Below are 21801 nucleotides of genomic sequence, written 5' to 3' on the forward strand. Positions count from 1 at the left end.
TCCTGTTCTGTAGGGGGATTGGGGGAGTGAGTGATCATGACCGAAGCAGGAGCAGGGGCGCTACGCGAGTTTCTCGTCGTGCTGGCGCTCGCCCTGGCCGGCCTGTTACTCGCCGTGTTGGCGGCGTTCGCGCCCTGGTATGTGACGCCTGCCGACGCCGGTGGCGGCGCGGTGGTCGAGATGCACTCTCCGCAACGGGCCGGTCCCGGTAGTGGAGGCGTGGCCGTAGAGACGCGCTGAGCCGCCGTGGTGTTCACTGGGAGACATGCCTGAAAACACTGACCCGCAGCCTTGGGGTGCGGGCACGGTGACCAGGATCGGGACGCCCGTGCTGCCACCGCCGGTCATCCCGCCACCTCCGGCGCCGCCAAACGACCGGGGCCGGGAGCGGCGGCGGCTGCTGTGGTTCGCCGGCGTGGCCGGCGGCATGCTCGTGATCGGCTTGGTGGTGGTGCTCGCGTTCACCCTGTCGGGAGGCGGCGGCCCGTTCGCCGACAAGCCCCCCGGGCCGTCCGACGTCCGCCCGCCCCTCGCCCGCGCGTGCCCGGCGCCCAGCGGCCTCACCGCGCCGGAGCCGGTCGACCCCGGCCCGCCGCCGAGCGGCGCCCGCACGGTCGACGAGGAGGCCGGCATCTCCTACGCGGCGTACGGCGCGCCGTGGGAGCCCTGGCGCACGACGTGGAGCGCCGGCACGCTCGAGGTGCCCTACAAGATGGGCCAGCACTTCATCACCGAGACCTACTCCGGCGGCACGTACCACGCTTCGATCCTGTCCGCGGCAGTGCCCGCGGCGGACAACGACGCCGTCGCGATCAACCTCGAGTGCGTCGGCCGCCAGGTCGCCGCGGACGTGCGGGCCGAGTATTACCCGCAGCCCACGACCATGGACCTGCACCGCGACGAGCGCACCACGCTGGGCGGGCGGCCCGCGTGGGTGACGATCTTCCGCCTGCACTTCGACCGGGCCGGGCTCCAGGCCAAAGACGAGTTCGCCGGCGTCGCGATCATCGACGTGGGCAAGCCGACGGCCGCCGTGCTGTACGTGTCGATTCCCGGCACCCACCGCCAGTTCGACTACGTCGTCGACGAGGTCCTGGAGTCGGTCCGCCCCACCTGATCGCGGCGGGTGTGGCAGCATACGCCGGTGTCGATACGGGGATGGCTGCTGCTGGCGTGCGCCGCCTTCGGCGCCACGTACCTGATCGGTGAGCTCTTCGGCTCACCGATCCTGCCGTCCGCGGAGCTGCTGGCCTGGGTCGCGCTCGCGGCCTACCTCGCGGTCGCCGGCCGCGGTGCCCCGCTGCGCGTGCGGCTGGCCCTGGCGTCCGGCTTGGTGATCCTGAGCGCTCTCGCGGCAATATCACTATTCTCCACAGTGGACTCGTACCCGAGCCACTTCGGGGTCATGGCTTACACCGAATTGCCCCGGCAGAGTGCACTCCACGTCGCGAGTAGCGCCGTGTGGGACGACGTGCCCGCGCTCGTCGCGTACGGGTGCCTCGCGCTCGCCGCGCTCTTCCTGCCGCGGCGGCGCACCCGGGTGGGGATCGCGGTGGCGGTCGTGGGCATCGGCGTCGCGGTCACCTACACGGTCCTGGAGCTGTGGAGCCGTGACGGACTCGCGCCGGTCTTCGCGGCCGTGCCGCCGCTGCTCGTGGCGGTGCTCGCTTTTCTCGTCGCCGGCCGCACCACGCCGTGGGTGCCCACGGTAGGGCTGGCGTTACTTGGGCTCGCGGCCCTCGCCCTGGTGGGCAACGCGCTCGACCGCGTGTACCTCTACCCGCTCTACGAGGCCGACGCCTTCCTCCAGCCCGGCCTGCGGTACAGCGTCCAGGAAAGCGCCGCCGTCTCGCTCGCCGCGACGGTCGACGCACCCACCATGGGTTACGCGCTCGCGCCGGTCATCCCGCTCGCCGCGGCCGCCGTAATCACCGCCGCCTGCCTCCGCCGGCCCGCTCAGCTCTAAGGGAGCGCCTCGACCGGGTCGCCCACCGCGATCTCGCCCAGCGTCTCCGGCACGAGCTGGATCCCGAACCAGGCCCACCCGTCCCATCTGCGGTGCCTGGCCAGTGTGCGGATCGGCTCCTTGCCGCTCGCCAGGCTCGCCGGGTCGATCGTCGTCATCACACACCGCCCGCAGTGCCCCGCCACCCGGAAGTCGACGGCGCCGACCCGTAGCCGCTTCCAGTCGTCTTCCGCGAAGGCGGGCGCGCCCTCGATCACCACGTTTGCCCGGAAGCGGCCCACCTCCAGCGGCTCGGGCAGCTCCTCACCGCGCTCGACGGCGGTCTCCGCGATCCAGTCGTCGAGGCGGCGCAGCGAGCCGAGCGAGACGAGGTGGACCGGCATGGTGTCGCCGAAGGCGTACACGTCGCCGGGCTGCCCGCCCACCGCCTCCGGCACCGCGCGCGCCGTCGTGTCGGCCAGCCACACCAGCCGCGCCGGCCGGCCGAGCGTGGCGGTCAGCCACTCGTCGGCCGCCGCGCCGCCCGCGGCGGCACGATCCAGATTCACAAAGCCCACGGGTACGGTGTGCGCCGGCTCGGGCCGCGGCACCGCGAGATCCGGCGCGCCAGGCGCGGTGAGCAGCAGGCCGTCATCCGGCGTGGTCGACGCCGTGATGGTGAAGAGCGGCCGGCAATGCCGTGCGGTGATCGGCTCGCCTTCCGGCGTGACCACGGCCCACCTGCGGTCGCCGGCCAGCCCCCACCACTCGACGCGCGCCCGATCCACGGTGCGGGCCCGGGTCGACTTCACCGGGTACAGGTTGATCCCGACTACACGCACACCCAAGCGTCTCACGCTGCGAGGCTTCCGGACCGCCCCGGCCGGTGACGCGCTAGTGTCGCCGTGTGGCGCGCAGACCCAAAATCCCAGCGACGAAGTACCCGGTGGAGCGGCGCACGCTCCAAAACGGTCTGAGGGTGGTGCTGGCGCCGGACCGCAGCGCACCGGTGATCGGCGTCGCGGTGGTGTACGACGTGGGCATCCGCTCCGAGCCCGAGGGGCGCACGGGGTTCGCTCACCTCTTCGAGCACCTCATGTTCCAGGGTTCGGAAAACCTGGAGAAACTCGCGCACTTCAGGCATGTGCAGGGCTCGGGCGGCACGTTCAACGGCTCGACCCACCTCGACTACACCGACTACTACGAGACCCTCCCGGCCAACGCGCTGGAGCGGGCGCTCTTCCTCGAGGCCGACCGGATGCGCGGCCCGCGGCTGACCGAGGAAAACCTCCGCAACCAGGTCGACGTGGTCAAGGAGGAGATCCGGGTCAACGTGCTCAACCGGCCGTACGGCGGCTTTCCGTGGCTCAAGCTGCCGCCGGTCATGTTCGACACGTTCCCCAACGCGCACGACGGCTACGGGTCCTTCGACGACCTGGAGAGCGCCACGGTGGCCGACGCCGCCGAGTTCTTCCAGCGAAACTACGCGAGCGGCAACGCGGTCCTGGCGGTCGCCGGCGACCTCGACCTCGCCGAGACGCTGGAGATGGTCGAGCGCCACTTCGGCGACGTGCCGGCCCGCCCGGCGCCGGATCGGCCGAGCTTCGCCGAGCCCGACCTGACGTCCGAGCGGCGCGAGTCGTACACGGACCCGCTGGCCCCGCTCCCCGCCGTGGCGAGCGCGTGGCGGGTGCCCGATCCGGTCTCCGACTACGCCGCCTACCTGCCGTACGTGGTGCTGGCCGAGGTGCTCACCGACGGCGACGCGTCTCGTCTCGTCGAGCGGCTCGTGCTGCGCGACCGCACGGTGACCACCGTCGGCGGGTACATCGGCTTCATGGGCGAGCCGTGGGAGGTGCGTGACCCCACCGCCATGCTGCTCCAGTCCCACCTGCCGCCCGGCGGCGACGTCGACAAGGTGCTACGCGCGATCGACGAGGAGCTCGACCGGCTCGCCACCGACGGGCTTGCCGACGGCGAGTTGGCCCGCACCCAGGCGCGGATGGCCACCCACCTGCTGCGCGACACCGACGCGGCGCTAGGGCGGGCATTGCGCATGGCCGTCCTGGAGCAGCAGCGGGGCACGCCCGAGCTGATCAACGACCTGCCCCGCCTTGTCGGCGAGGTCACCGAGGAGCAGATCCGGCAGGCCGCGGCGGCGCTGGTGCCCCAGCGCCGGGCCACGGTCGAGGTCGTCGCGGGAGGAAACCAGTGAAAGCCCTGCCCGACCTCGGCCCGACGCGAAAGCTGAAGCTGCCCAAGGAGGCCGAGCGCACGCTGCCCAACGGCCTCACCGTGATCGCGATCCGCCGGCCGGCGGTGCCGCTGGCCGAGGTGCGGTTGCGGGTGCCGTTCGCCCGGACACACCTGGCACGCGGGCGGCTGCTCGCACAGACGCTCTTCTCCGGCACCGCCGAGCTATCCACTGTGGACATCGCGGCCGAGCTCCAGAAGGTCGGCGGCGGGCTGAACGCGGGCGTCGACCCCGACCGGCTGATGGTCTCCGGCAACGGCCTGGTCGCCGGGCTCGACCGGATCCTCGAGCTGCTCGGCGAGGTGCTCAGCGGTGCGGCATACCCGGCCGACGAGGTCGCCACCGAGCGCGACCGGCTGGCCGACGGGATCCAGGTGGCGCAGAGCCAGCCGTCGCACCTGGCCCGGGTCGCGCTGCTCCAGCGGATCTACGGCAAGCACCCGTACGCGGTGCAGACGCCCGACGTGGCACAGGTGCGGGCGGTCCGGCCGGCCCAGCTGCGGGCGCTGCACGCCGAGCGGCTGCACCCGGCCGGCGCCACGCTGGTCCTGGTCGGCGACATCACGCCGGAAAAGGCGCTGGATACGGCCGAGCGGGTGCTCGGCACCTGGAACGGCGGTGGCAAGCAGGTCGACCTGCCGCCCACGCCGCCGATCGAGCCGGGTCCGCTGACGCTGGTCGACCGGCCCGGCTCGGTGCAGTCGTCGCTGCGGGTGGCGCTGCCGGCGGTCGAGCGCACCCATCCCGACCATGCCGCGCTCCAGCTGGCCAACCTGCTCTTCGGCGGCTACTTCTCGTCCCGCTGGGTGGAAAACATCCGCGAGGACAAGGGGTACACGTACGGGCCGCACTCGGTGATCGAGCACAACGAAGCCGGCTCGTCCTTCGTCGCCGCCGCCGAGGTGGCCACCGAGGTGACCGGCCCGGCGCTGCTGGAGACCTACTACGAGCTGGGGCGCCTCGCCTCCCTCCCGCCCAAGCAGGAGGAGCTGGAGCAGGCCCGCCAGTACGCGCTCGGCACCCTCCAGCTCGGCATGTCCACGCAGACCGGGCTGGCGACGCTGGCCAGCACGTACGCCGGTTTCGGGCTGCGGCTCGACTACCTGCCCGAGTACGCGGCGAAGCTGGCCGGCGCGAGCCTCGACGAGGTGGCCGCCGCCGGAGCCGAGTACCTGGCGCCGTCGAAGGTGGCGACGGTCGTGCTGGGCGACGCGGAGCGGATCGAAGGGCCGCTGCGTGCCCTGACGGCGGTCGAGAGAGTGTGAAAGCACCCCAAGAAGACGCTCCGCTTCGCTCCACGTTTCCCCGGGGGCCCCGCAGCCTGCCGCCGCTGGCACGCTCCACTCTGGACCGGGCGGCCCATCACCGCCGCGACCCGGAGTGGCTCGCGGCGGCGTGGTCGAGAGCGCGTGTCCTCGTCGTGGACACCGTCACCGGCGGCCGAGCGCTCGTCGACGAAGACGGCGCCCTGGTGCTGTTCGACGCCAAGGAAGCACCCGAGGTCGAGGTCGAGCAGCGGATGTTCCTCGGCGTCGAGCCGGACGGCACACCGGTTTTCGCGGTCGACGCGCCACTGCCCGAGCACCCCGGCGCCCGTGCCGCCAACCTGCGCGAGATCGGCCACCTGCTCAGCGACCGGGACGCCGGGCTGTACACCGCGGCCGCCGCGCTGGCGCAGTGGCACGCGGGTCACCCGTACTCCTCGACGACCGGGCTGCCCACGACGGCGGCCGAGGGTGGCTGGACCCGCGTCGACGAGGCCGGCACGCAGGTGTGGCCGCGGACCGATCCCGCGATGATCGTGCTCGTACACGACGGCGAAGACGGCCCGTCCGGCCGCTGCCTGCTGGGCAACAACGCCGCCTGGGGCAGCGGGCGCGAGGTGCGCCGCTTCTCCTGCCTCGCCGGGTATGTCGAGCCCGGCGAGTCCGCCGAGGCCGCGGTGGTCCGCGAGGTCGCGGAAGAGGTCGGCATCGGGGTCAAAGCGATCGAGTACGAGGGCAGCCAGGCCTGGCCCTTTCCCGGCTCGCTGATGCTGGGCTTTACCGCGTTGGGCGACGCGACCCAGCCGGTACGCGTCGATCCGACCGAGATCGCGCACGCGCGCTGGTTTACCCGCGAGGAGATCGCGGCCGTGCTGGCCGGTGAGGTGCTGGACGCCGGCGACGGCGCACGGGTCGGCCTGCCGCCGCCCTCGTCGATCGCGCTCTATCTCATCAACCGCTGGCTGGCCAAGCTGCCGGCATAGCGCCCGGAAAGCTATCTCGGTCCGTGACCACCGTTGCCGCGACGGTCACGGACCGAGACCGAAGCCGTCGTGCCGGCATGAGGCAAGAACGCGGCGGGGGAGCCGGCCGGTCACAACGGTCGCTTAGCTTGTGCCCAACAACTTGGAAATCCACGCGTGGAAGTTCCACACCATGTTCGCGGAATTCCGAGCGTCGGGCAAGGGATTCTCAGTTCAAATCGAACTCGCCAGCCTTGGCACTGGCCACGAAGTCGGTCCACCGTTCGCGCGCGAAGACCAGCATCGGCCCTTCCCGATCCTTGCTATCTCGCATGACGACGGCCGTCTCTGTCTCACCGACCTCGACGCAGTTGGTGTTCTGGCTGCGCGAGCTCGTCCGCCAGCTGATTCGGGAACCTGCACTCATGACGCGACTCCTATCGGTCGGGCGGCGCGTTCGTCCGCTGCGTTGGGCGCTGCTGTGTGCGGCGCCTGCGCTGTACCGGGGGCGTCAGGGGTGCCAGCGGCGCGTCAGCGTCGTCGCCGGACGGCGGGCCGAGGGCCGCGGCGGCCTCGGTGATCCACGTGAGGGACTCGTCCGGCGAGCGCGCGGCCTGCCGGAGCCAGTCGAAGACCCGCCCGTAGCGGGCGAGCATGTCCTCGTCGGTCAGGATGAGATCGGCCGCCAGCGACTCGACCGCGACCGCGTCGGGGTCGTCGGGATCGGCGAACCGGTAGATGGAGAACGCGGTCTCCGGCAGGTACCAGTCGGCGACCTTGGCCGACGGCGGCAGCACCCACAGCGTAACGTTGGGCAGCGCGGCCAGGCGGGCCAAATGACGCAGCTGGCCGGCCATTACCGGCGCGGGGCCGCCCCGCGCGCCGAGCGCCGCCTCTTCGAGCACGGCCTCGTACCGTGGCGGCTCGGCCTCTCTGGTGAGCGTCGATTGCCGTGCGGAGCGCGCGGCGATCTCGGTCTCCGGGTCTTCCGCGTCCTCGGGCGCGATCACCTCGCGCGAGGAGAGCAGCCGGACCCGCGTGTATCCGGGCGTCTGGAGCAGGCCCGGCAGGATCACCGGGCCGTACTCGAAGATCTCGGCGCAGCCCGCCTCCAGCTCCGCGTAGCTGCGCTGGCGCTGGGTCATCACCGGGTACGAACGCAGCCATCCTCGGGTGTTGCCGGCGTCCCGCGTGACGCCGATCAGCTCGTCACGGGTGGATCCGCTGACCTCGTACAGGTCGAGCAGGTCCAGCACGTCGCTGAGGTCTGGGCGGCTGCGGCCGTTTTCCAGCCGGGAGAGCTTTGAGGCCGAGGCCCAGCCGACCCGCGCGATCACCTGGTCGCCGGTCAGGCCGGCAGCCTCGCGCAGACGGCGTAGCTCGGCCCCCAGCCGCCGACGTCGCACCATCGGACTCGGCGCAGGAGGCACCCCAACCCTCCCTCGGTCATTCGGGACGACACAGTATGAACCGATTGTGACCCGATCATGTTCTCGACCGTGGGCGTGTTCCGCAAAAGGTTTGGTTAGCTTGCGATAGCCGCGAGGCGGTCTTTCACCTCGATGATCGAAGGATTTGTAAGCGCCGATCCGTCCGGAAAGCGGACCGTCGGCACGGTCTGGTTACCGCCGTTTACGCTCATCACGTACTCTGCGGCCACCGGATCGCGCTCGATGTCGACGATCTCATATCCGATGCTTTCCCGATCGAGCTGCGACTTGAGTCGGTAGCAGTAGCCGCACCAGCTCGTCGAGTACATCGTGAGCATTTGTCGGTCCTTCCGTATGGGGGTCGCGCGCGGGCGGGAGGCGCGCCACACCGGCCAACGTCGGTGGTGGGTGCCATGATTCCTAGCCGTGGGGGGAAACACGCCAGCGGACCGGGTGCTGTCCGGGCTCGACCCGGAGCAGCGCGCCGCCGTGACCGCTCCGGCCGGGCCGGTGTGCATCCTCGCCGGCGCGGGCACCGGCAAGACGCGGGCCATCACCCATCGCATCGCCTATCGCACGCTGACCGGGGAGATCGCCGGGCGGCAGGTGCTGGCCGTCACGTTCACCGCCCGCGCGGCGGCGGAGATGCGCGCCCGGCTCGCGGCGCTCGGCGTCACCGGCGTGCAGGCGCGCACCTTCCACTCGGCGGCGCTGCGCCTCGTGCGCTACTTCGCGCCGCGCCTGCTCGACGGCCGGGCGATGCCAGAGCTCCTGGAGAGCAAGGCGCGGCTCGTCACGCTCGCCGCCTCGCGCGCCGGTGTGCGGGCCGACCGCACCGGCGCGCGCGACCTGGCCAGTGAGATCGAGTGGGCCAAGTCGTCGCTCGTCGAGCCGGCGGAGTACCCGGTGGCCGCGGCCAAGGCGACCCGCGAGCCGCCCTACGAGCCGGCCAAGGTGGCCGAGGTCTTCGCGGCGTACGAGCACGTCAAGCGCGCCAACGGCGTTATCGACTTCGAAGACCTGCTGCGCGCTGCGGTGTGGGGGATCGAGGAGCACCCCGACGTCGCCGAGCAGGTCCGCGCGCAGTACAGGCACTTCGTGGTCGACGAGTACCAGGACGTCAACCCGCTCCAGCAGCGTCTGCTCGACGCCTGGCTGGGTGGGCGCGAAGACCTGACCGTGGTCGGCGACGCCAGCCAGACGATCTACTCGTTCACCGGCGCGACCTCCGGCTACCTGATCGACTTTCCCCGCCTGCGCCGGGGCGCCGTCGTCGTCCGGCTGGTCCGCGACTACCGCTCGACGCCCCAGGTGGTCGGCCTCGCCAACGCGGTCATCCGGCAGGCGCGGGGTCCCGAGGCGCGGCTGCGGCTCGAGCTCGTGGGGCAGCGCCCGCCCGGGCCCGAGCCCGACCTGCGGATCTTCCCCGACGAGCCGGCCGAGGCCGCCGGCGTGGCCGCGCGCTGCCGGCAGCTGATCGCCGCGGGCACGCCGGCGCGGGAGATCGCGGTGCTGTTCCGCACCAACGCGCAGTCCGAGGCGTACGAGGAGGCGCTGGCCGAGGCCGAGGTGCCGTACGTGGTACAGGGCGCCGAGCGGTTCTTCGAGCGGGCCGAGGTGCGCCAAGCCGTGCTCGCCCTGCGCGTGGCGACCCGATCCACGCCCGCGGACGCGCCGCTGGTGCCGGCCGTGGTCGAGGCGCTCGCGGCGACCGGCTGGCAGCGCGACAAGCCCCCGCCCGGCGGCGCCACGCGCGAGCGGTGGGAGGCGCTCGCCGCGCTTGTCGCGCTCGCGGAGGAGTACACCGGCACGCCGGCTCTGCTGCCGCTCGGCGAGGCGGCCACGGTGGAGCGGCCGCCTTCGCTCGCCGACTTCGTGGAGGAGCTACAGCGGCGGGCCGCGCAGCAGCACGCGCCGACCGTCGAGGGTGTGACGCTCGCCTCACTTCATTCGGCCAAGGGCCTGGAGTGGGACGCCGTCTTCGTGGTGGGGCTCTCCGACGGCACGCTGCCGACCACGTACGCGAAGACGACCGAGGCGCTGGAGGAGGAGCGGCGGCTGCTCTATGTCGGGGTGACTCGGGCGCGCCAGTGGCTCTGGCTCTCGTACGCCCAGTCCCGCTCGCCCGGCGGCCGGCCGCGGCGGCCATGCCGTTTCCTGCCCCAGTTCGAGCGCGGCGGCGGTGGTGAGCGGAGCGGCACGGCGGCGTTGAGCCGGCGGCCCGAGCGCCGCCGGACGCTGGTCGTCTCCTGCCGGGTGTGCGGCGCGACGCTGCTCGCGGGCGCCGACCGCAAGCTGGGCCGCTGCGCCACATGTCCGTCCACTTTGGATGACGATCTCTTCGATCGGCTGCGCGAGTGGCGGATGCGCGTCGCGGAGACGCAGAAGGTCCCGGCGTACGTGGTTTTCACCGACGCCACGCTCGTCGCGCTCGCCGAGCGCCAGCCGACCGGGCGCGAGGATCTCGTCGCGATCGCCGGCATCGGGCCGCGAAAGCTAGGCCTCTACGGCGATGCCGTGCTCGCTCTGGTAGGGGGCGCGAGCGTCGATGATCTTGTACCGGAGGAGCCTCCGGAAAAAAGTTCCGTCAACTAGCCGTAAAACCGTTTGCGGTCGCCCCAGGGGCAGGCATAGCCTCATGGCACACCTCGCGCGCGCGGCGTCCATGCTGCTCGCCGGGGTGGGCGAAAGTCACCGAGACCAGATCTGACGACGAGAGAGACAGGAGGTGGCCCCGGTGAAGATCTTCTACACGATCGAGCGACCGTCGGCGCTGCCTGCTGTCTGCGCTCCGATGTCGGCCGCTGCCAATGCCCTGCCTCTGGGGCTGGCCGTTGCCGACGTGCCGCAGCTGACGCAGGTGCACCAGGTCCAGACCCAGGTCGATTCCCTGGTCCGGACCGATGCGTGGATCGACGGCGGCGGCTACGGGACCAGTGGGCTCACGGTTAAGGGCGTTTCGGCCAAGCGGCAGGACGTCCGCGGTGTTCCACCTCGAGGAAGGCCGGTCTGACAAACAGACCACCGGCTCACCTCGAGGCCGCGGAACCCGTAACCGGGATCCGCGGCCTCAGTCATTTCGCCACAAGCACAGGCGTTGTTCGCCACAAGCAGAGAAGCAACGAGCGAGAGAGAGGTGACCGGGCGATGAGTCTGGCGTTGGCCCCGGTCGACGAGCGCGTCGACATGGAGGCGAACCTGCCCTGCCGGAAGTTCGACCCCGACCTGTGGTTCGCGGACGCCCCGGCCGAGCTGGAACTGGCCAAGTCGCTGTGCGGGGACTGCCCGCTCCGCGTCGAGTGCCTGGCTGGCGCGGTCGAGCGTGCCGAGCCCTGGGGTGTCTGGGGCGGCGAGATCTTCGAGCGTGGCGCGGTCGTCCCGCGCAAGCGGCCCCGTGGTCGCCCGCGCAAGGAGGACGTCGCCCGCGACGCCGCCCTGCGGGTCGAGGTCGAGGCGCGAATGGCGGCCAACGGGCTCGCCGAGTCGCGCAACGCCGTCCGGTTGGCGGCCTGACATGAACCCGATCAACGTACGCGTCCCTTCCCGAGATGGAGCATCCGTCATGCATCACCTAATCCACGAAGCGTTGTCGAGGGCTCGAATGCGCCGGCCTCAGGCCGGCAACACCACGAGCTCTGAGGCCACCCGATCCGCCCGTCACGTAGCGATGCAGGCCCGCCGGCAGGCGGCCCGCGAGATGGGCCTTCTCTAGACCGCTACCTAGGCCGCAGGGGCCCGGCGACGCCGGGCCCCTAGCGGCGTTCATCCAACCGAGGCGAGTAAGTCCTCTGCGAGGATGGCAACCGCCGCGGAGACTGTCGCCGGCTCTCCGATGCCTTCCTCCGCCCGTCCGGCCATCGTGGAGCCGATCCCGTCAGGGCCGCTCGCGAACATCGTCCTGAGGAAGACGAGCGCCTGCGCGGTGGTCGGTCCGGCGAGTTGGCTCTCAGCGAGCAGGCGTAGCTTCGCGGCGAGCCGATCCGTCTCGATCGCCACCAGGATTCGGTAGATGTCGTGGGCGTCCTTGTCGACAAGCCGACCAGGCGTGGCCTGTCGTTCGCCAAGCTTGTGCAGCTTCGCGACGAGAAGCGCGGCCGGTCCCGCCACGTTGGCCGCGTGCGAGCGTGGATCGTCCGGTGACAAAGCCGCTATCCGCATCGTGGTGCGGTCGACGACCGCCGCCTCCAAACCGGCGGCTCGGCGTGCGGCGAGCTTGTCGTGCGGAGGGATCCGAGCTCCGCGGCGACCGCCGGCACCGGCAAGAGTCTCGGGCACCATGAGATCGACCGGTATGCCACTTGCGTTCAGCCAGGCGCCGGGCTGACCCGCCTGAAGGTTCAGGAAGAAGCCAGCGGCGAGCATCGCCTGCTCAATGAGGGGGCTGGACGCGAGCACCCGCGTATCGAGTGCGAGGTCGCAGTCCTTCGTAGCCTCCGCCAGTGCCACCCGAGCACGTCCGGTGTGTAGGTAGATTGCCTGGGCGCCGACGACAGTGATGGCCGGTAGGTGGTCTTGCAAGGCGTCGAGGGCGTCGAGCAGGGCGCATCGGATGGCCACTTGGAGGTCGTCAACGTCGCCAGGCGGTCTCATGGGACGCCATCCAATCGAGGACGGCCGCACCTTCGGCGGGGCTTCGGCCAGGTCCTGTGAGCAGGTCGACGGCAGTCTGGCTGGGGGCGGCGTAGAAAACGCCGTCGACGACGCTCAACCGATCGAAGACCACGTCGTATGAAGGTGCGGCTAGGAGGACATTGGCGCCCGTATCGACCGGGCGCAGGTCGAGCAGCTCTGCCGCTCGATCAACGTCATCGACATAGATCATCGCGAGACGTGCGGGCGCGTGCGGGGCCAGCCGGTGGGCGGCGAGAGATCCCGTTACCGCGTAGAGCAGGCCGTGTGCCTCAGCGAGCCGCTCCACCAATGCCGGGAGTCCGCGCGGTTGAACGAATCTCGTGACCGAGTTGGTTTGCTGGAATCCGTAGGCAAGGCTCCAGCGCTGGAGCATCGCCCGCCAGGACACGTCGATGATCGGCCCGCGCGGGGTGCGCTCGAGCAGCGCTTCCCGCTCCAAGTATTCGACCACGCGGTATGTGGCACCCGTCGAAGCGCCCGAACGCCGAACGAGCTCAGGCATCGTGACCGGTTGTGCGTAGTCGGCGAGCGCGCGGACCACACGTGCCGCTGGTGCGCCTTGGAGTGTCCCGCGTGGCCGACCAGGCCCCCGCCACGGATCTCGGTCGGCGCCACGATCACGTATGTACAGCGCGGGCCGCTCGATCGAGATCCGCATATTGCCGGTGGTGTCGACGTAGGACACACCGTGCTCTTCGAGCCATGTCGCCACGGAAGGGGCGATGTAGCGAACCGCGAGCAACGCCGCGGCGGGTCCGCCTACAGCGCGCGCCCAGGTCTCTAGCTGCCCAGCCACGCGCGGCAGGTCGCGAACCTCCACCGAACGCCTCGCCTCGATCACCAGCGTGGTGACCGTGCCGTCTGGCGCGGACAGATCCAGCAGCAGGTCGGGGCCAGGAAGGGCGCTTGACGGGAATGTGCTCCAGCCTGGGGGCAGGTGCCCCTGAATCTGCTTGAGAGCGCTGCCGAGGACGTCGACCTCATGCGGCGAGGGCGCGTTGGCGGGCTGGCTCATTCGGGAAATATAGCAGTTCCGCTGGCAGCGGAACTATCGCATTTCCCGAATCTCTAGCCGGCCGGGGCGAAGCCGGGGAGCCAGCGCTCCACGATGGACCGGTACGGTGCCTTCGCCTCGAGCTGGCACAGCACGCCGATCGAGCCGAGCGTCACGCGGTGGATCAGCAGGTACGAGGGCGGCAGGTTGAGGTGGCGGCTGAGCTGGTAGGCCGGGCTCTTCGGGCTGCCCAGGCGGGTGGCTTCGGCGCGCAGCCAGGCGCGGGTGAACTGGAACTCGTCCTCGACCAGCGGGGCCAGCATCGGCAGCAGGAAGTCGAGCACGGCGCGCGCGTCGATGTCGTCGTCGGGCTTGACGAAGCCCTCGTCGCGCAGGCCTTCGAGCACCGCGTTGGCGTCGTCGGCCAGGGCCAGGCGGACCAGGCGGCCGATGGGCTCGGGGTGGCCTTCGGGGAGGCGGGCTACCGCGCCGAAGTCGATCACGCCGAGGCGGCCGTCGGGCAGCATGCGGAAGTTGCCCGGGTGGGGGTCGGCGTGCAGCAGGTGCACCCGCTCGGGGGCGGAGAAGTGCAGGGTGGCCATGAGGCGGCCGGCGGCGTCGCGCTCCTCCTGTGTGCCGTCGCTGATGATCTTCGAAAGTGGGGTGCCGTCCACCCACTCGGTGACCAGCACGCGTGGCGCGGCGGCCACGACCTGGGGCACGAAGATCTCGTCGTCGTCCGCGTAGGCCGCCGCGAAGGCCCGCTGGGCCTCGGCCTCCAGCTCGTAGTCGAGCTCTTCGGTGATCCGGGCGCGCAGCTCGACCACCAGAGGCTTGACGTCGATGCCCGGCTGGATGATGCGAAACATGCCGGCCAGCCGCGAGAGCTGCTTGAGGTCGGCGATCAGGGCCTCGCCGGCGCCGGGGTACTGCACCTTGACCGCGACCTCGCGGCCGCCGTCCTGCCACACGGCTTTGTGCACCTGGCCGATGCTGGCCGCCGCGGCCGGCGTGTCGTCGAACTCCGCGAACAAGTCGCGCCAGTCTTCGCCCAGCTGGGCGGCCAGCACCTTGTGCACGCTCGCGGCGGGCAGCGGTGGCGCGGCCTCCTGTAGCCGGGTGAGTGCCTGGCGGTACGGGCCGGCGAGCTCGGCCGGCAGGGCCGCCTCGAAGACGGACAGGGCCTGGCCGAGCTTCATCGCGCCGCCCTTGAGCTGCCCTAACACGCTGAAGAGCTGCTCTGCGGTGCGCTGCTGGATCTCCGGGGAGATCACTTCGGAGGCGAGGCCGGTGGCCCGCTTTCCAAGGCCGAGGACGGCGCGGCCGGCGAAGCCGAGCGGCAGTGCGGCGAGCCTGGCGGTGCGGGTGACGGCACGCCGCGGGATATCGGTCACCGGATCATTGTGACCGACGCTCAGACGAAGTGACGGACGTGAATGCGCGCTGGCGGCCGCGGCGGACGCAGCCGCATGACGGGTGGGGTGGCCACGCGCGGCGGCGGGTGCGCCCGGGAGCGCTGATCTCGATCGCGCCGCCGACCGTGTCGGGTGGCTCGCCGTCGAGGTAGAGCAGGGCCTCGCTGGCCGCGTACGCGGCGGCGGCGAGCAGCGTGGGCGCGCTGCACGGCTCCGGGCGGGCGTCGCCGGCGAGCTGGGCGGCGAGGGCGGGCCAGGCCGGGTCGCGGTCGCGCCGGTGCAGCTCGAGGCAATTGAGGCACGGGGCGCCGCCGGGCAGGACGAGAGGGCCGACGACGGCCACCGCGTCGCGTACCCCCACCACGAGGTGGGCGAGGCGGCGCTGGCCGTAGCTGGCCGCCAGGAGGGCCGCCGGCCGGTCGGTGCCGGCCTGGACGACCAGGGAGGCCCGGCCGCGCTGGATGGGGCGGGTCTCGGTGCCCGGCGCGGCCCGGGTGATCGCCTCGGCGACCGCCTCGGTGCGTTCGCGCCGCACGTCGGCGGGCAACAGCGGGCCGCCAACGGCGTCCAGCGGGTCCACCACGCCGGTCAGGTCGGGCTGCACGTGCCCGACCCCGGACTGGGCCAGCGTGACCGCGAGCGGGGCCGCCAGCCGGCTCCGACCGGTCACCACGACGCGGGCGGCGGCCCGGCGGCGCAGGATCTGGGCCGGCGTGCCCGGCGTGTCGGTGCCGCGCAGGGCCAGGGCGGCCGCCTCGGCGGTGAGGCGGCGGCGCACCGGCTCGGGCAGGCTGCCCGGCAGGAGGGTCTGCCCGCCGACCACGAGGCCGGCGGCGCGCAGCGTGTCGAGCAGGAGGCGGGCGTCCTCCCGACTCACCCCGATGCGGCCGGCCTGCTCCAGGACCGCCCGCTCGGGCCGGGTGCCGTCGAGCAGGTCGAGCAGGCGCACGGCACTCGGGTTGGCGACCTCCAGCACGACCGCGCGGGCCGGGTCGAGACCGAGCTGGAGTGTGTGCCGATCTCGCCACAGGCGGTGCAGTCCGGGCAGAAGCGTCGGGCGCGGGAGGGCTGTCATGGCATGACAGCGTGTCACCGTATCTTCGCGGCCCGTCGTTCGTTGTCCACAGGCGAAAATCGCCATGCACTGGGTTATCCACAGCGCCGAGCGAGTTATCCACAGGTTCTGGCAGGCTTCTGTCAGCCTGCCGACATGACTTTTTGTGATCGAGTCACGACACCGCGGCATAGCGCCCAGTCACTGAATGCGGAGAGGGGCGGCCGACCGGCCGCCCCTCTCCGCAGTGTCGCGTTGGTTTGATCTTTACTTGGCCTTGCCCAGGATCCGGTTGACCGTCGTGCCACAGACGGGGCACTTGCCCTTCGCCATGTTCATGCCGGTCTTGGACACCTCGACGGTGCCCTCGAAGTCCCGCTTCTCCTTGCACTTCACGCAGTAGCCGTTGTAGGTCTGTGTCTTAGTGGCCACAGTGCCCCTCCTCGTACTCTTTTGCCGGGTTCGAGCTCCGGCACGTCCCCCCGAGCCTGCGCCGGAGGCGCCGACCCTGGACCCAACTCCGCGGCCACGCTGTAGCCGCTGGTCCCGCCGGACCCTACCCAGGTCTGAGCGGTTCCATGTCAACGACGCGTCGACATTGTGAGGAAGCCGACGACGTGAGTGTGCATGCCGGAATCTACCGGATAAGTCAGTTTCGCCGGGACACGCCGGAGGAACCGGTGCAGAGTGACCGCGCATCTACTCCGCAAAAGATCACTTACCGTAGTGACCTTGGTCGCCCGGCGCCCTGCCGTGAAGAAATTTTCCGGACAAATGATGTGTAGAAGGAATCTTTCCGGCGCCTACCTCACCCTTGGCTCTTGCGGCAACCTGGCTGGTACGGATTAGCGTGCCATCGTGAACGTTCCGCGGGGCTGCGCGGTCCGCTAGTGGCTGGGGCGCGCAAGCCGGTCGTCGAGGTACGGCGCAGCCAGCGCCGTCGCCGCACGGTGTCCGCGTACCGCGACGGTGAGCGCGTGGTCGTGCTCATCCCCGACCAGTTCTCCCGGGCCGAAGAGACCGAGTGGGTCGACAAGATGCTCGCCCGCCTGGCCGCTCGCGAAGAGCGGGTGAGCCGCTCCGACGAAGAGCTCCTCATCCGGGCGCAGCGGCTGATCGGGCGCTACCTGAGCGAGCACGCCCGGATCGCGATCCCGGCGAGCGTACGCTGGGTGACCAACCAGAGTGGCAGGTGGGGCTCCTGCACCCCGGCCGACCGCACGATCCGCATCTCCCACCGCATCCAGGAGATGCCCGACTGGGTGATCGACTACGTGCTGCTGCACGAGCTGGCCCACCTGGTCGTGCCCAGCCACAATTCGCGGTTCTGGGAGCTCGTGGGGCGCTATCCGAAGGCCGAGCGGGCCCGGGGCTACCTGGAGGGCATCGCGGCCGCCACAGGCGCTCTGCTGGCCGACTAGCGCCGACCAGCGGCCGTCTAGAGCCGACTAAACGCGTGTCGCGAGGGTCCAGGGACTAGCCTCAGCACAATGACGTACGGGTTTGAGACGCTCGCCATCCACGCCGGCCAGGAGCCGGACGAGCGGACGGGCGCGGTCATTCCGCCGATCTTCCAGACCAGCACCTACGTGCAGGACGCGGTCGGGTCGCCGCGGCAGGGGTACGAGTACGCCCGCTCGGGCAACCCCACCCGCGACGCGCTCCAGGAGTGCCTGGCGGCGCTGGAGGGCGGCCGGCGAGGCCTGGCGTTCGCCTCCGGCCTGGCGGCCGAGGACACGCTCCTGCGCACCGTGTGCCAGCCCGGCGACCACGTGGTCATCCCCGACGACGCCTACGGCGGCACGTACCGGCTGGTCGCCAAGGTGGCCGAGCGGTGGGGGCTGAGCTGGACCGCGGCCCGGATCTCCGACGTCGACGCCGTGCGGGCCGCGATCACCGACCGCACCAAGGTCATCTGGGTAGAGACACCCACCAACCCGCTGCTCAACATCGCCGACATCGCCGCGCTCGCCGGGCTGGCCCGCGAGCACGGCGCCCGGTTGGTCGTCGACAACACGTTCGCGTCGCCCTACCTCCAGCAGCCGATCGCCCTCGGTGCGGACGTGGTGGTGCACTCGACCACCAAGTACGTCGGCGGCCACTCCGACGTGGTGGGTGGCGCGCTCGTCGTGGCCGATCCGGCGCTTGGTGACGAGCTCGCGTACCACCAGAACGCGATGGGCGCGATCAACGGCCCGTTCGACGCCTGGCTGACCCTGCGCGGTGTGCGCACGCTGGGCGTACGCATGGACCGCCACTGCGACAACGCCGAGCGGATCGCCGGCTACCTGCACAGCCACCCGAAGGTCAAGCGGGTCTACTACCCCGGGCTGCCCGAGCACCCGGGCCACGAGACGGCGGCCAAGCAGATGCGGCGGTTCGGCGGGATGGTGTCGTTCTCGGCCGCCGGCGGCGAGGAGCACGCCGTGGAGATCTGCAACCGGGCGCGCCTCTTCGTGCTCGCCGAGTCGCTCGGCGGAGTCGAGTCACTGATCGAGCACCCCGGCCGGATGACACACGCGAGTGCGGCGGGCTCGCCGCTTGAAGTACCCGCCGATCTCGTGCGACTGTCTGTCGGCATCGAGACCGCTGACGATCTGCTCGCCGATCTGGAGCAGGCGCTCGGCTGATCTTTCGAGGCTGGCGGTCGCGTCCGCGGCCACCAGCCGGCGGTGACTGCGCACCCAGGGGAGGGGCTGTGCAACAGACGTGGGTCGGTGCGACGGCCAAGCAGATCGCCCGCGCCGTTCGCCGCGGTGACACGTCCGCGACGCAGGTCGTCGCCGACCACCTCGATCACATCGCGGCGGGCGACCCGGTGCTGACCGCGTTCCGGGTGGTGCGCGGCGGCGAGGCGATCGTCGAGGCGGAGAAGGTCGACGAGCAGGACGACCTGGCCAACCTGCCGCTGGCCGGTGTGCCGGTCGCGGTCAAGGAAAACACCGCCGTTGCCGGCCTGCCCACCTGGAACGGCTCGGCGGCCGCCCGCGGGCCGGTCGCCGAAGAAGACCACGAGGTCGTGCGGCGGCTGCGCGGCGCCGGCGCGGTGGTGCTGGGCGTGACCCGCATGCCCGAGCTGGGGCTGTGGGCGACGACCGACGACGAGTCGGGCACCACGCGCAACCCGTGGCGCACCGACCGTACCCCTGGAGGCTCCTCGGGCGGCGCGGCGGCCGCGGTCGCCGCGGGCCTGGTGCCCTTCGCGCACGCCAACGACGGGCTCGGCTCGGTGCGCATCCCGGCGGCGTGCTGTGGCCTGGTCGGCATCAAGCCGGGCCGGGGCGTGGTGCCCGCGGGCATCGGCGCCGACGACTGGTACGGCATGGCCGAGCACGGCATCCTCGCCACCACCGTCGCCGACGCGGCGGTCGGGCTGGCCGTGCTGGCCGGGCGGCGGCCGGAAAAGCTCGTCGAGCCGCAGCGTCTCAAGGTCGCCGTCTCGCTCCGCTCGCCGGTGCTCGGCGTCCGCCCCGACCAGCCCAACAGGGACGCCGTCGCCACCGCCTCGCGGCTGCTGGTGGCGGCCGGGCACGACGCGGTCGCCGCCGAGCCGGTCTACCCGCCCGCGCTGAGCATGCGCGGCCTCGCGACGTGGTTCGCCGCCGCCTGCCGCGACGCCGAGTCGGCCGGCCTCGACCGGGCCACGCTTCAGCCGCGGACCCGCCGGCACGTGGGCCTGGGGGCCTGGGCACTGCGCCGCGGGTACGTCCGGGAGGCGGACCGCGCGGCGTGGCGCGAGCGCTCGATCGACTTCTTCACGGACCAGGGCGCCGACCTCATGCTCACGCCCGCGCTGGCGAGCGCGCCGCCGCGGGCCGAGGGCTGGTCCGGCCGCTCCTGGCGGGCCAACATGACGGCCAACATCCGGTACGCGCCGTACGCCGCGCCCTGGAACGTCGCCGGCCTGCCCGCCCTCGTCGTGCCCGTCGGCCTGCGTCCGGACGGGCTGCCGGTCGCGGTGCAGCTGGTCGGGCCGCCCGGCTCCGAGCTGCTGCTGCTCGCGGTGGCAGGGCAGTTCGAGATGGCCGCGCCGTGGCAGCGGCACGCACCCACCTGGCCCCGCCTCGGGCAGCCCGCGGATGGTGCGACGATCGACCAGTGAGCGAACTTCTGACCTTGGAGGACGTGCGGGCGGCGCGCGAGCTGCTCGGCGACGTCGTGCGGGTCACGCCGCTGGAGCCGTCCCGCCCGCTGACCGCGGCGCTCGACGGGCCGGTGTGGCTCAAGTGCGAAAACCTCCAGCGCGCCGGCTCGTACAAGGTCCGCGGCGCCTATGTGCGGATCGCCCGCCTCTTACCGGAGGAGCGCGCCCGCGGCGTCGTCGCCGCGAGCGCCGGCAACCATGCCCAGGGGGTGGCGCTCGCGGCTGGCCTGCTCGGCGCCAAGTCGACGGTCTTCATGCCGATGGGCGCGCCGATCCCGAAGGTCTCCGCCACCAAGGGGTACGGCGCGCACATCGAGTTCGCCGGGAGCACAGTGGACGATGCCCTGGTGGCGGCACATGAGTTCGCCGAGCGGACCGGCGCGGTGCTGATCCACCCGTTCGACCACGTGGACGTGATCGCCGGGCAGGGCACGGTGGCGCTGGAGATCCTGGAGCAGTGCCCCGAGGTGGGCACGATCGTGACCGGGCTCGGCGGCGGCGGGTTGCTCTCCGGCATGGCCGTCGCCGCGAAGGCGATCAAGCCCGACATCCGGATCGTCGGGGTACAGGCGGCGGGCGCCGCGGCGTACCCGCCGTCACTGGAGGCGGGCGCGCCGGTGCGGCTGCCGCACCTGTCCACGATCGCCGACGGCATCGCGGTCGGCTGCCCGGGCGACATCACGTTCGCGCACGTCAGCAAGCTCGTCGACGACGTGGTGACGGTGACCGAGGAGGACATCTCGCGGGCGCTGCTGATGCTGCTGGAGCGCGGCAAGCAGGTGGTCGAGCCGGCCGGCGCGGTGGCTGTGGCGGCGCTGATGTCCGGCGCGGTCAAGGCCGAGCCGCCGGTCGTCGCGGTGCTCTCCGGCGGCAACATCGACCCGCTGCTGCTCCTGCGGCTGATCGAGCACGGTCTCGCGGCGGCCGGCCGATACCTGCGCTTTACCGTGCGCTGCGGTGACCGGCCCGGCGAGCTGGCCGCGCTGCTGGCGCAGATCGCCGAGCACCGGGCCAACGTCGTGGACGTGCTGCACACCCGGCACAACCCGCGGCTGCGCCTGGGTGAGGTGGAGGTCGCCCTGTCCGTGGAGACCCGCGGCCCGGAACACTCCGACAAGCTGATCGGCGCGCTGCGGGCACAGGGCTACACCGTCCGCTTTCCGGTGAGCTAGCCCCCGTAGGGCTGGAACTTGACCACCGTGACCTTGATGTCCGCGCCGCTGGGCGCGGTGTAGGTCACCGTCTGGCCGGTGCCGGCGCCCAGGATCGCCTGGCCGAGCGCGGACTCCGGACTGTAGACGGTCAGGTCGGTGGTCGCGGAGATCTCCCGCGAGCCGAGCAGGAACGTCTCGGTGTCGTCGGTGTCGTCGTCGAAGTGGATCGTGACCACGGTGCCGGGTGCGACCTTGTCAGCCGTGGGCGCGTCGCCGACCTGCGCGGTGCGCAGCAGCTCCTTGAGCTGGCGGATGCGCATCTCGGCTTTGCCCTGCTCTTCACGGGCGGCGTGATAGCCCCCGTTTTCGCGCAGGTCGCCCTCTTCCCGCCGAGCGTTGATCTCGGCAGCCATCGCCGGACGGGCCGCGATCAGCTCGTTGAGCTCGGCCTGTAGGCGGTCGTACGCGTCCTGAGACAGCCAGGTGGCAGGCGCCTCGCGGTCGGTGCTGGACACAGACGATCTCCTCCGTAGGGCTAATGGGCGAACAAGG

Annotated in this window: 23 protein-coding genes; 13 read left to right on the plus strand and 10 right to left on the minus strand. The window is 71.7% G+C overall.

The features are described from left to right. Positions 1–36 precede the first annotated feature (36 nt). From AC5L36_RS38035 to AC5L36_RS38045, 3 genes are read left to right on the plus strand one after another with little or no spacing between them, the layout of a single operon-like run. Positions 37–240, plus strand: coding sequence for a hypothetical protein (locus AC5L36_RS38035; RefSeq protein WP_441223503.1), 204 nt, complete (start codon positions 37–39; stop codon positions 238–240). Positions 241–265: 25 nt separating this feature from the next. Next, complete coding sequence (locus AC5L36_RS38040) at positions 266–1117, plus strand: hypothetical protein (RefSeq protein ID WP_441223504.1); 852 nt, start codon at positions 266–268, stop codon at positions 1115–1117. A gap of 27 nt (positions 1118–1144) precedes the next feature. Continuing rightward, positions 1145–1966, plus strand: coding sequence for a hypothetical protein (locus AC5L36_RS38045; protein WP_441223505.1), 822 nt, complete (start codon positions 1145–1147; stop codon positions 1964–1966). Here AC5L36_RS38045 and AC5L36_RS38050 read toward each other — a convergent pair. Continuing rightward, positions 1963–2787 (minus strand): MOSC domain-containing protein, encoded by an 825-nt coding sequence (locus AC5L36_RS38050; RefSeq protein ID WP_441223610.1) that lies wholly within the window; start codon positions 2785–2787, stop codon positions 1963–1965. The genes AC5L36_RS38045 and AC5L36_RS38050 overlap by 4 nt on opposite strands. Positions 2788–2870: 83 nt before the next feature. Here AC5L36_RS38050 and AC5L36_RS38055 point away from each other — a divergent pair, with 83 nt between their 5' ends. Genes AC5L36_RS38055 through nudC form a run of 3 tightly spaced genes read left to right on the plus strand, consistent with a single transcriptional unit; the run spans position 2871 to position 6447 of the window. Continuing rightward, the gene (locus tag AC5L36_RS38055; protein ID WP_441223611.1) at positions 2871–4160 is read left to right on the plus strand and encodes a M16 family metallopeptidase; all 1290 of its coding nucleotides are present in this window, start codon (positions 2871–2873) and stop codon (positions 4158–4160) included. Further along, complete coding sequence (locus tag AC5L36_RS38060) at positions 4157–5464, plus strand: M16 family metallopeptidase (RefSeq protein WP_441223506.1); 1308 nt, start codon at positions 4157–4159, stop codon at positions 5462–5464. Before AC5L36_RS38055 ends, AC5L36_RS38060 begins: the two co-directional genes overlap by 4 nt. Before the next feature lie 56 nt (positions 5465–5520). Then, positions 5521–6447, plus strand: coding sequence for an NAD(+) diphosphatase (gene nudC / locus AC5L36_RS38065; RefSeq protein WP_441223612.1), 927 nt, complete (start codon positions 5521–5523; stop codon positions 6445–6447). A 208-nt stretch (positions 6448–6655) separates the two neighbouring features. On the opposite strand, the gene AC5L36_RS38070 is transcribed toward nudC, so the two are convergent. The 3 genes from AC5L36_RS38070 to AC5L36_RS38080 all read right to left on the minus strand — a co-directional run bounded on the left by AC5L36_RS38070 (position 6656) and on the right by AC5L36_RS38080 (position 8194). After that, on the minus strand, positions 6656–6853 hold the full coding sequence (locus AC5L36_RS38070) for a DUF397 domain-containing protein (RefSeq protein ID WP_441223507.1): 198 nt from the start codon (positions 6851–6853) through the stop codon (positions 6656–6658). Positions 6854–6863: 10 nt separating this feature from the next. After that, positions 6864–7856: a helix-turn-helix domain-containing protein gene (locus tag AC5L36_RS38075; RefSeq protein ID WP_441223508.1), complete on the minus strand. Its 993-nt coding sequence runs from the start codon at positions 7854–7856 to the stop codon at positions 6864–6866. Between the two features lie 95 nt (positions 7857–7951). Then, positions 7952–8194: a mycoredoxin gene (locus AC5L36_RS38080; protein ID WP_441223509.1), complete on the minus strand. Its 243-nt coding sequence runs from the start codon at positions 8192–8194 to the stop codon at positions 7952–7954. An 88-nt stretch (positions 8195–8282) separates the two neighbouring features. On the opposite strand from AC5L36_RS38080, the gene AC5L36_RS38085 reads away from it, so the two are divergent. From AC5L36_RS38085 to AC5L36_RS38095, 3 genes are all read left to right on the plus strand, one after another. Next, positions 8283–10451 carry an ATP-dependent DNA helicase UvrD2 gene (locus tag AC5L36_RS38085; protein ID WP_441223510.1) on the plus strand — a complete coding sequence of 723 codons (2169 nt, stop codon included), beginning with the start codon at positions 8283–8285 and terminating at the stop codon, positions 10449–10451. A gap of 142 nt (positions 10452–10593) precedes the next feature. Continuing rightward, entirely contained in the window at positions 10594–10869 is a 276-nt protein-coding gene (locus AC5L36_RS38090; RefSeq protein WP_441223511.1) for a hypothetical protein, read from the plus strand. 134 nt (positions 10870–11003) lie between these two features. Then, a complete protein-coding gene (locus tag AC5L36_RS38095; RefSeq protein WP_441223512.1) occupies positions 11004–11369 on the plus strand; it encodes a WhiB family transcriptional regulator in 366 nt (121 codons plus the stop codon). Positions 11370–11618: 249 nt separating this feature from the next. Here the strand turns inward: AC5L36_RS38095 and AC5L36_RS38100 are convergent, their stop codons facing one another. From AC5L36_RS38100 to AC5L36_RS38120, 5 genes are all read right to left on the minus strand, one after another. Continuing rightward, complete coding sequence (locus tag AC5L36_RS38100; RefSeq protein ID WP_441223513.1) at positions 11619–12302, minus strand: hypothetical protein; 684 nt, start codon at positions 12300–12302, stop codon at positions 11619–11621. A gap of 121 nt (positions 12303–12423) precedes the next feature. Beyond that, entirely contained in the window at positions 12424–13503 is a 1080-nt protein-coding gene (locus tag AC5L36_RS38105; protein WP_441223515.1) for a helix-turn-helix domain-containing protein, read from the minus strand. 53 nt (positions 13504–13556) lie between these two features. Then, a complete protein-coding gene (locus AC5L36_RS38110; protein WP_441223516.1) occupies positions 13557–14876 on the minus strand; it encodes an ABC1 kinase family protein in 1320 nt (439 codons plus the stop codon). A 4-nt stretch (positions 14877–14880) separates the two neighbouring features. Next, positions 14881–15972, minus strand: a complete 1092-nt coding sequence (locus tag AC5L36_RS38115) for a TOMM precursor leader peptide-binding protein (protein WP_441223518.1) — start codon at positions 15970–15972, stop codon at positions 14881–14883. 246 nt (positions 15973–16218) lie between these two features. Beyond that, positions 16219–16383, minus strand: coding sequence for a DUF5679 domain-containing protein (locus AC5L36_RS38120; RefSeq protein ID WP_173057968.1), 165 nt, complete (start codon positions 16381–16383; stop codon positions 16219–16221). A gap of 458 nt (positions 16384–16841) precedes the next feature. Here AC5L36_RS38120 and AC5L36_RS38125 point away from each other — a divergent pair, with 458 nt between their 5' ends. From AC5L36_RS38125 to ilvA, 4 genes are all read left to right on the plus strand, one after another. Beyond that, on the plus strand, positions 16842–17372 hold the full coding sequence (locus AC5L36_RS38125) for a M48 metallopeptidase family protein (RefSeq protein WP_441223519.1): 531 nt from the start codon (positions 16842–16844) through the stop codon (positions 17370–17372). Between the two features lie 69 nt (positions 17373–17441). Further along, positions 17442–18581, plus strand: a complete 1140-nt coding sequence (locus AC5L36_RS38130; RefSeq protein ID WP_441223520.1) for a cystathionine gamma-synthase — start codon at positions 17442–17444, stop codon at positions 18579–18581. Positions 18582–18649: 68 nt separating this feature from the next. After that, positions 18650–20053 (plus strand): amidase, encoded by a 1404-nt coding sequence (locus tag AC5L36_RS38135; protein ID WP_441223521.1) that lies wholly within the window; start codon positions 18650–18652, stop codon positions 20051–20053. Continuing rightward, positions 20050–21267: a threonine ammonia-lyase gene (gene ilvA / locus AC5L36_RS38140; RefSeq protein ID WP_441223522.1), complete on the plus strand. Its 1218-nt coding sequence runs from the start codon at positions 20050–20052 to the stop codon at positions 21265–21267. The genes AC5L36_RS38135 and ilvA overlap by 4 nt, the downstream gene beginning before the upstream one ends. Here ilvA and greA read toward each other — a convergent pair. Beyond that, positions 21264–21764, minus strand: a complete 501-nt coding sequence (gene greA / locus AC5L36_RS38145; RefSeq protein WP_441223523.1) for a transcription elongation factor GreA — start codon at positions 21762–21764, stop codon at positions 21264–21266. The two genes, ilvA and greA, sit on opposite strands and share 4 nt — an antisense overlap. Between the last annotated feature and the right edge of the window lie 37 nt (positions 21765–21801).

The organism is Phytohabitans sp. LZ39 (assembly GCF_059359075.1).

What these genes read in the sequence shown, in the direction of transcription:
- AC5L36_RS38040 (WP_441223504.1), top strand. Translation starts at nt 266, where the DNA reads ATGCCTGAAAACACTGACCCGCAGCCTTGGGGTGCGGGCACGGTGACC.
- AC5L36_RS38105 (WP_441223515.1), bottom strand. Translation starts at nt 13,503, where the DNA reads ATGAGCCAGCCCGCCAACGCGCCCTCGCCGCATGAGGTCGACGTCCTC.
- AC5L36_RS38080 (WP_441223509.1), bottom strand. Translation starts at nt 8,194, where the DNA reads ATGCTCACGATGTACTCGACGAGCTGGTGCGGCTACTGCTACCGACTC.
- AC5L36_RS38115 (WP_441223518.1), bottom strand. Translation starts at nt 15,972, where the DNA reads ATGACAGCCCTCCCGCGCCCGACGCTTCTGCCCGGACTGCACCGCCTG.
- AC5L36_RS38035 (WP_441223503.1), top strand. Translation starts at nt 37, where the DNA reads ATGACCGAAGCAGGAGCAGGGGCGCTACGCGAGTTTCTCGTCGTGCTG.
- AC5L36_RS38130 (WP_441223520.1), top strand. Translation starts at nt 17,442, where the DNA reads ATGACGTACGGGTTTGAGACGCTCGCCATCCACGCCGGCCAGGAGCCG.
- AC5L36_RS38095 (WP_441223512.1), top strand. Translation starts at nt 11,004, where the DNA reads ATGAGTCTGGCGTTGGCCCCGGTCGACGAGCGCGTCGACATGGAGGCG.
- AC5L36_RS38070 (WP_441223507.1), bottom strand. Translation starts at nt 6,853, where the DNA reads ATGAGTGCAGGTTCCCGAATCAGCTGGCGGACGAGCTCGCGCAGCCAG.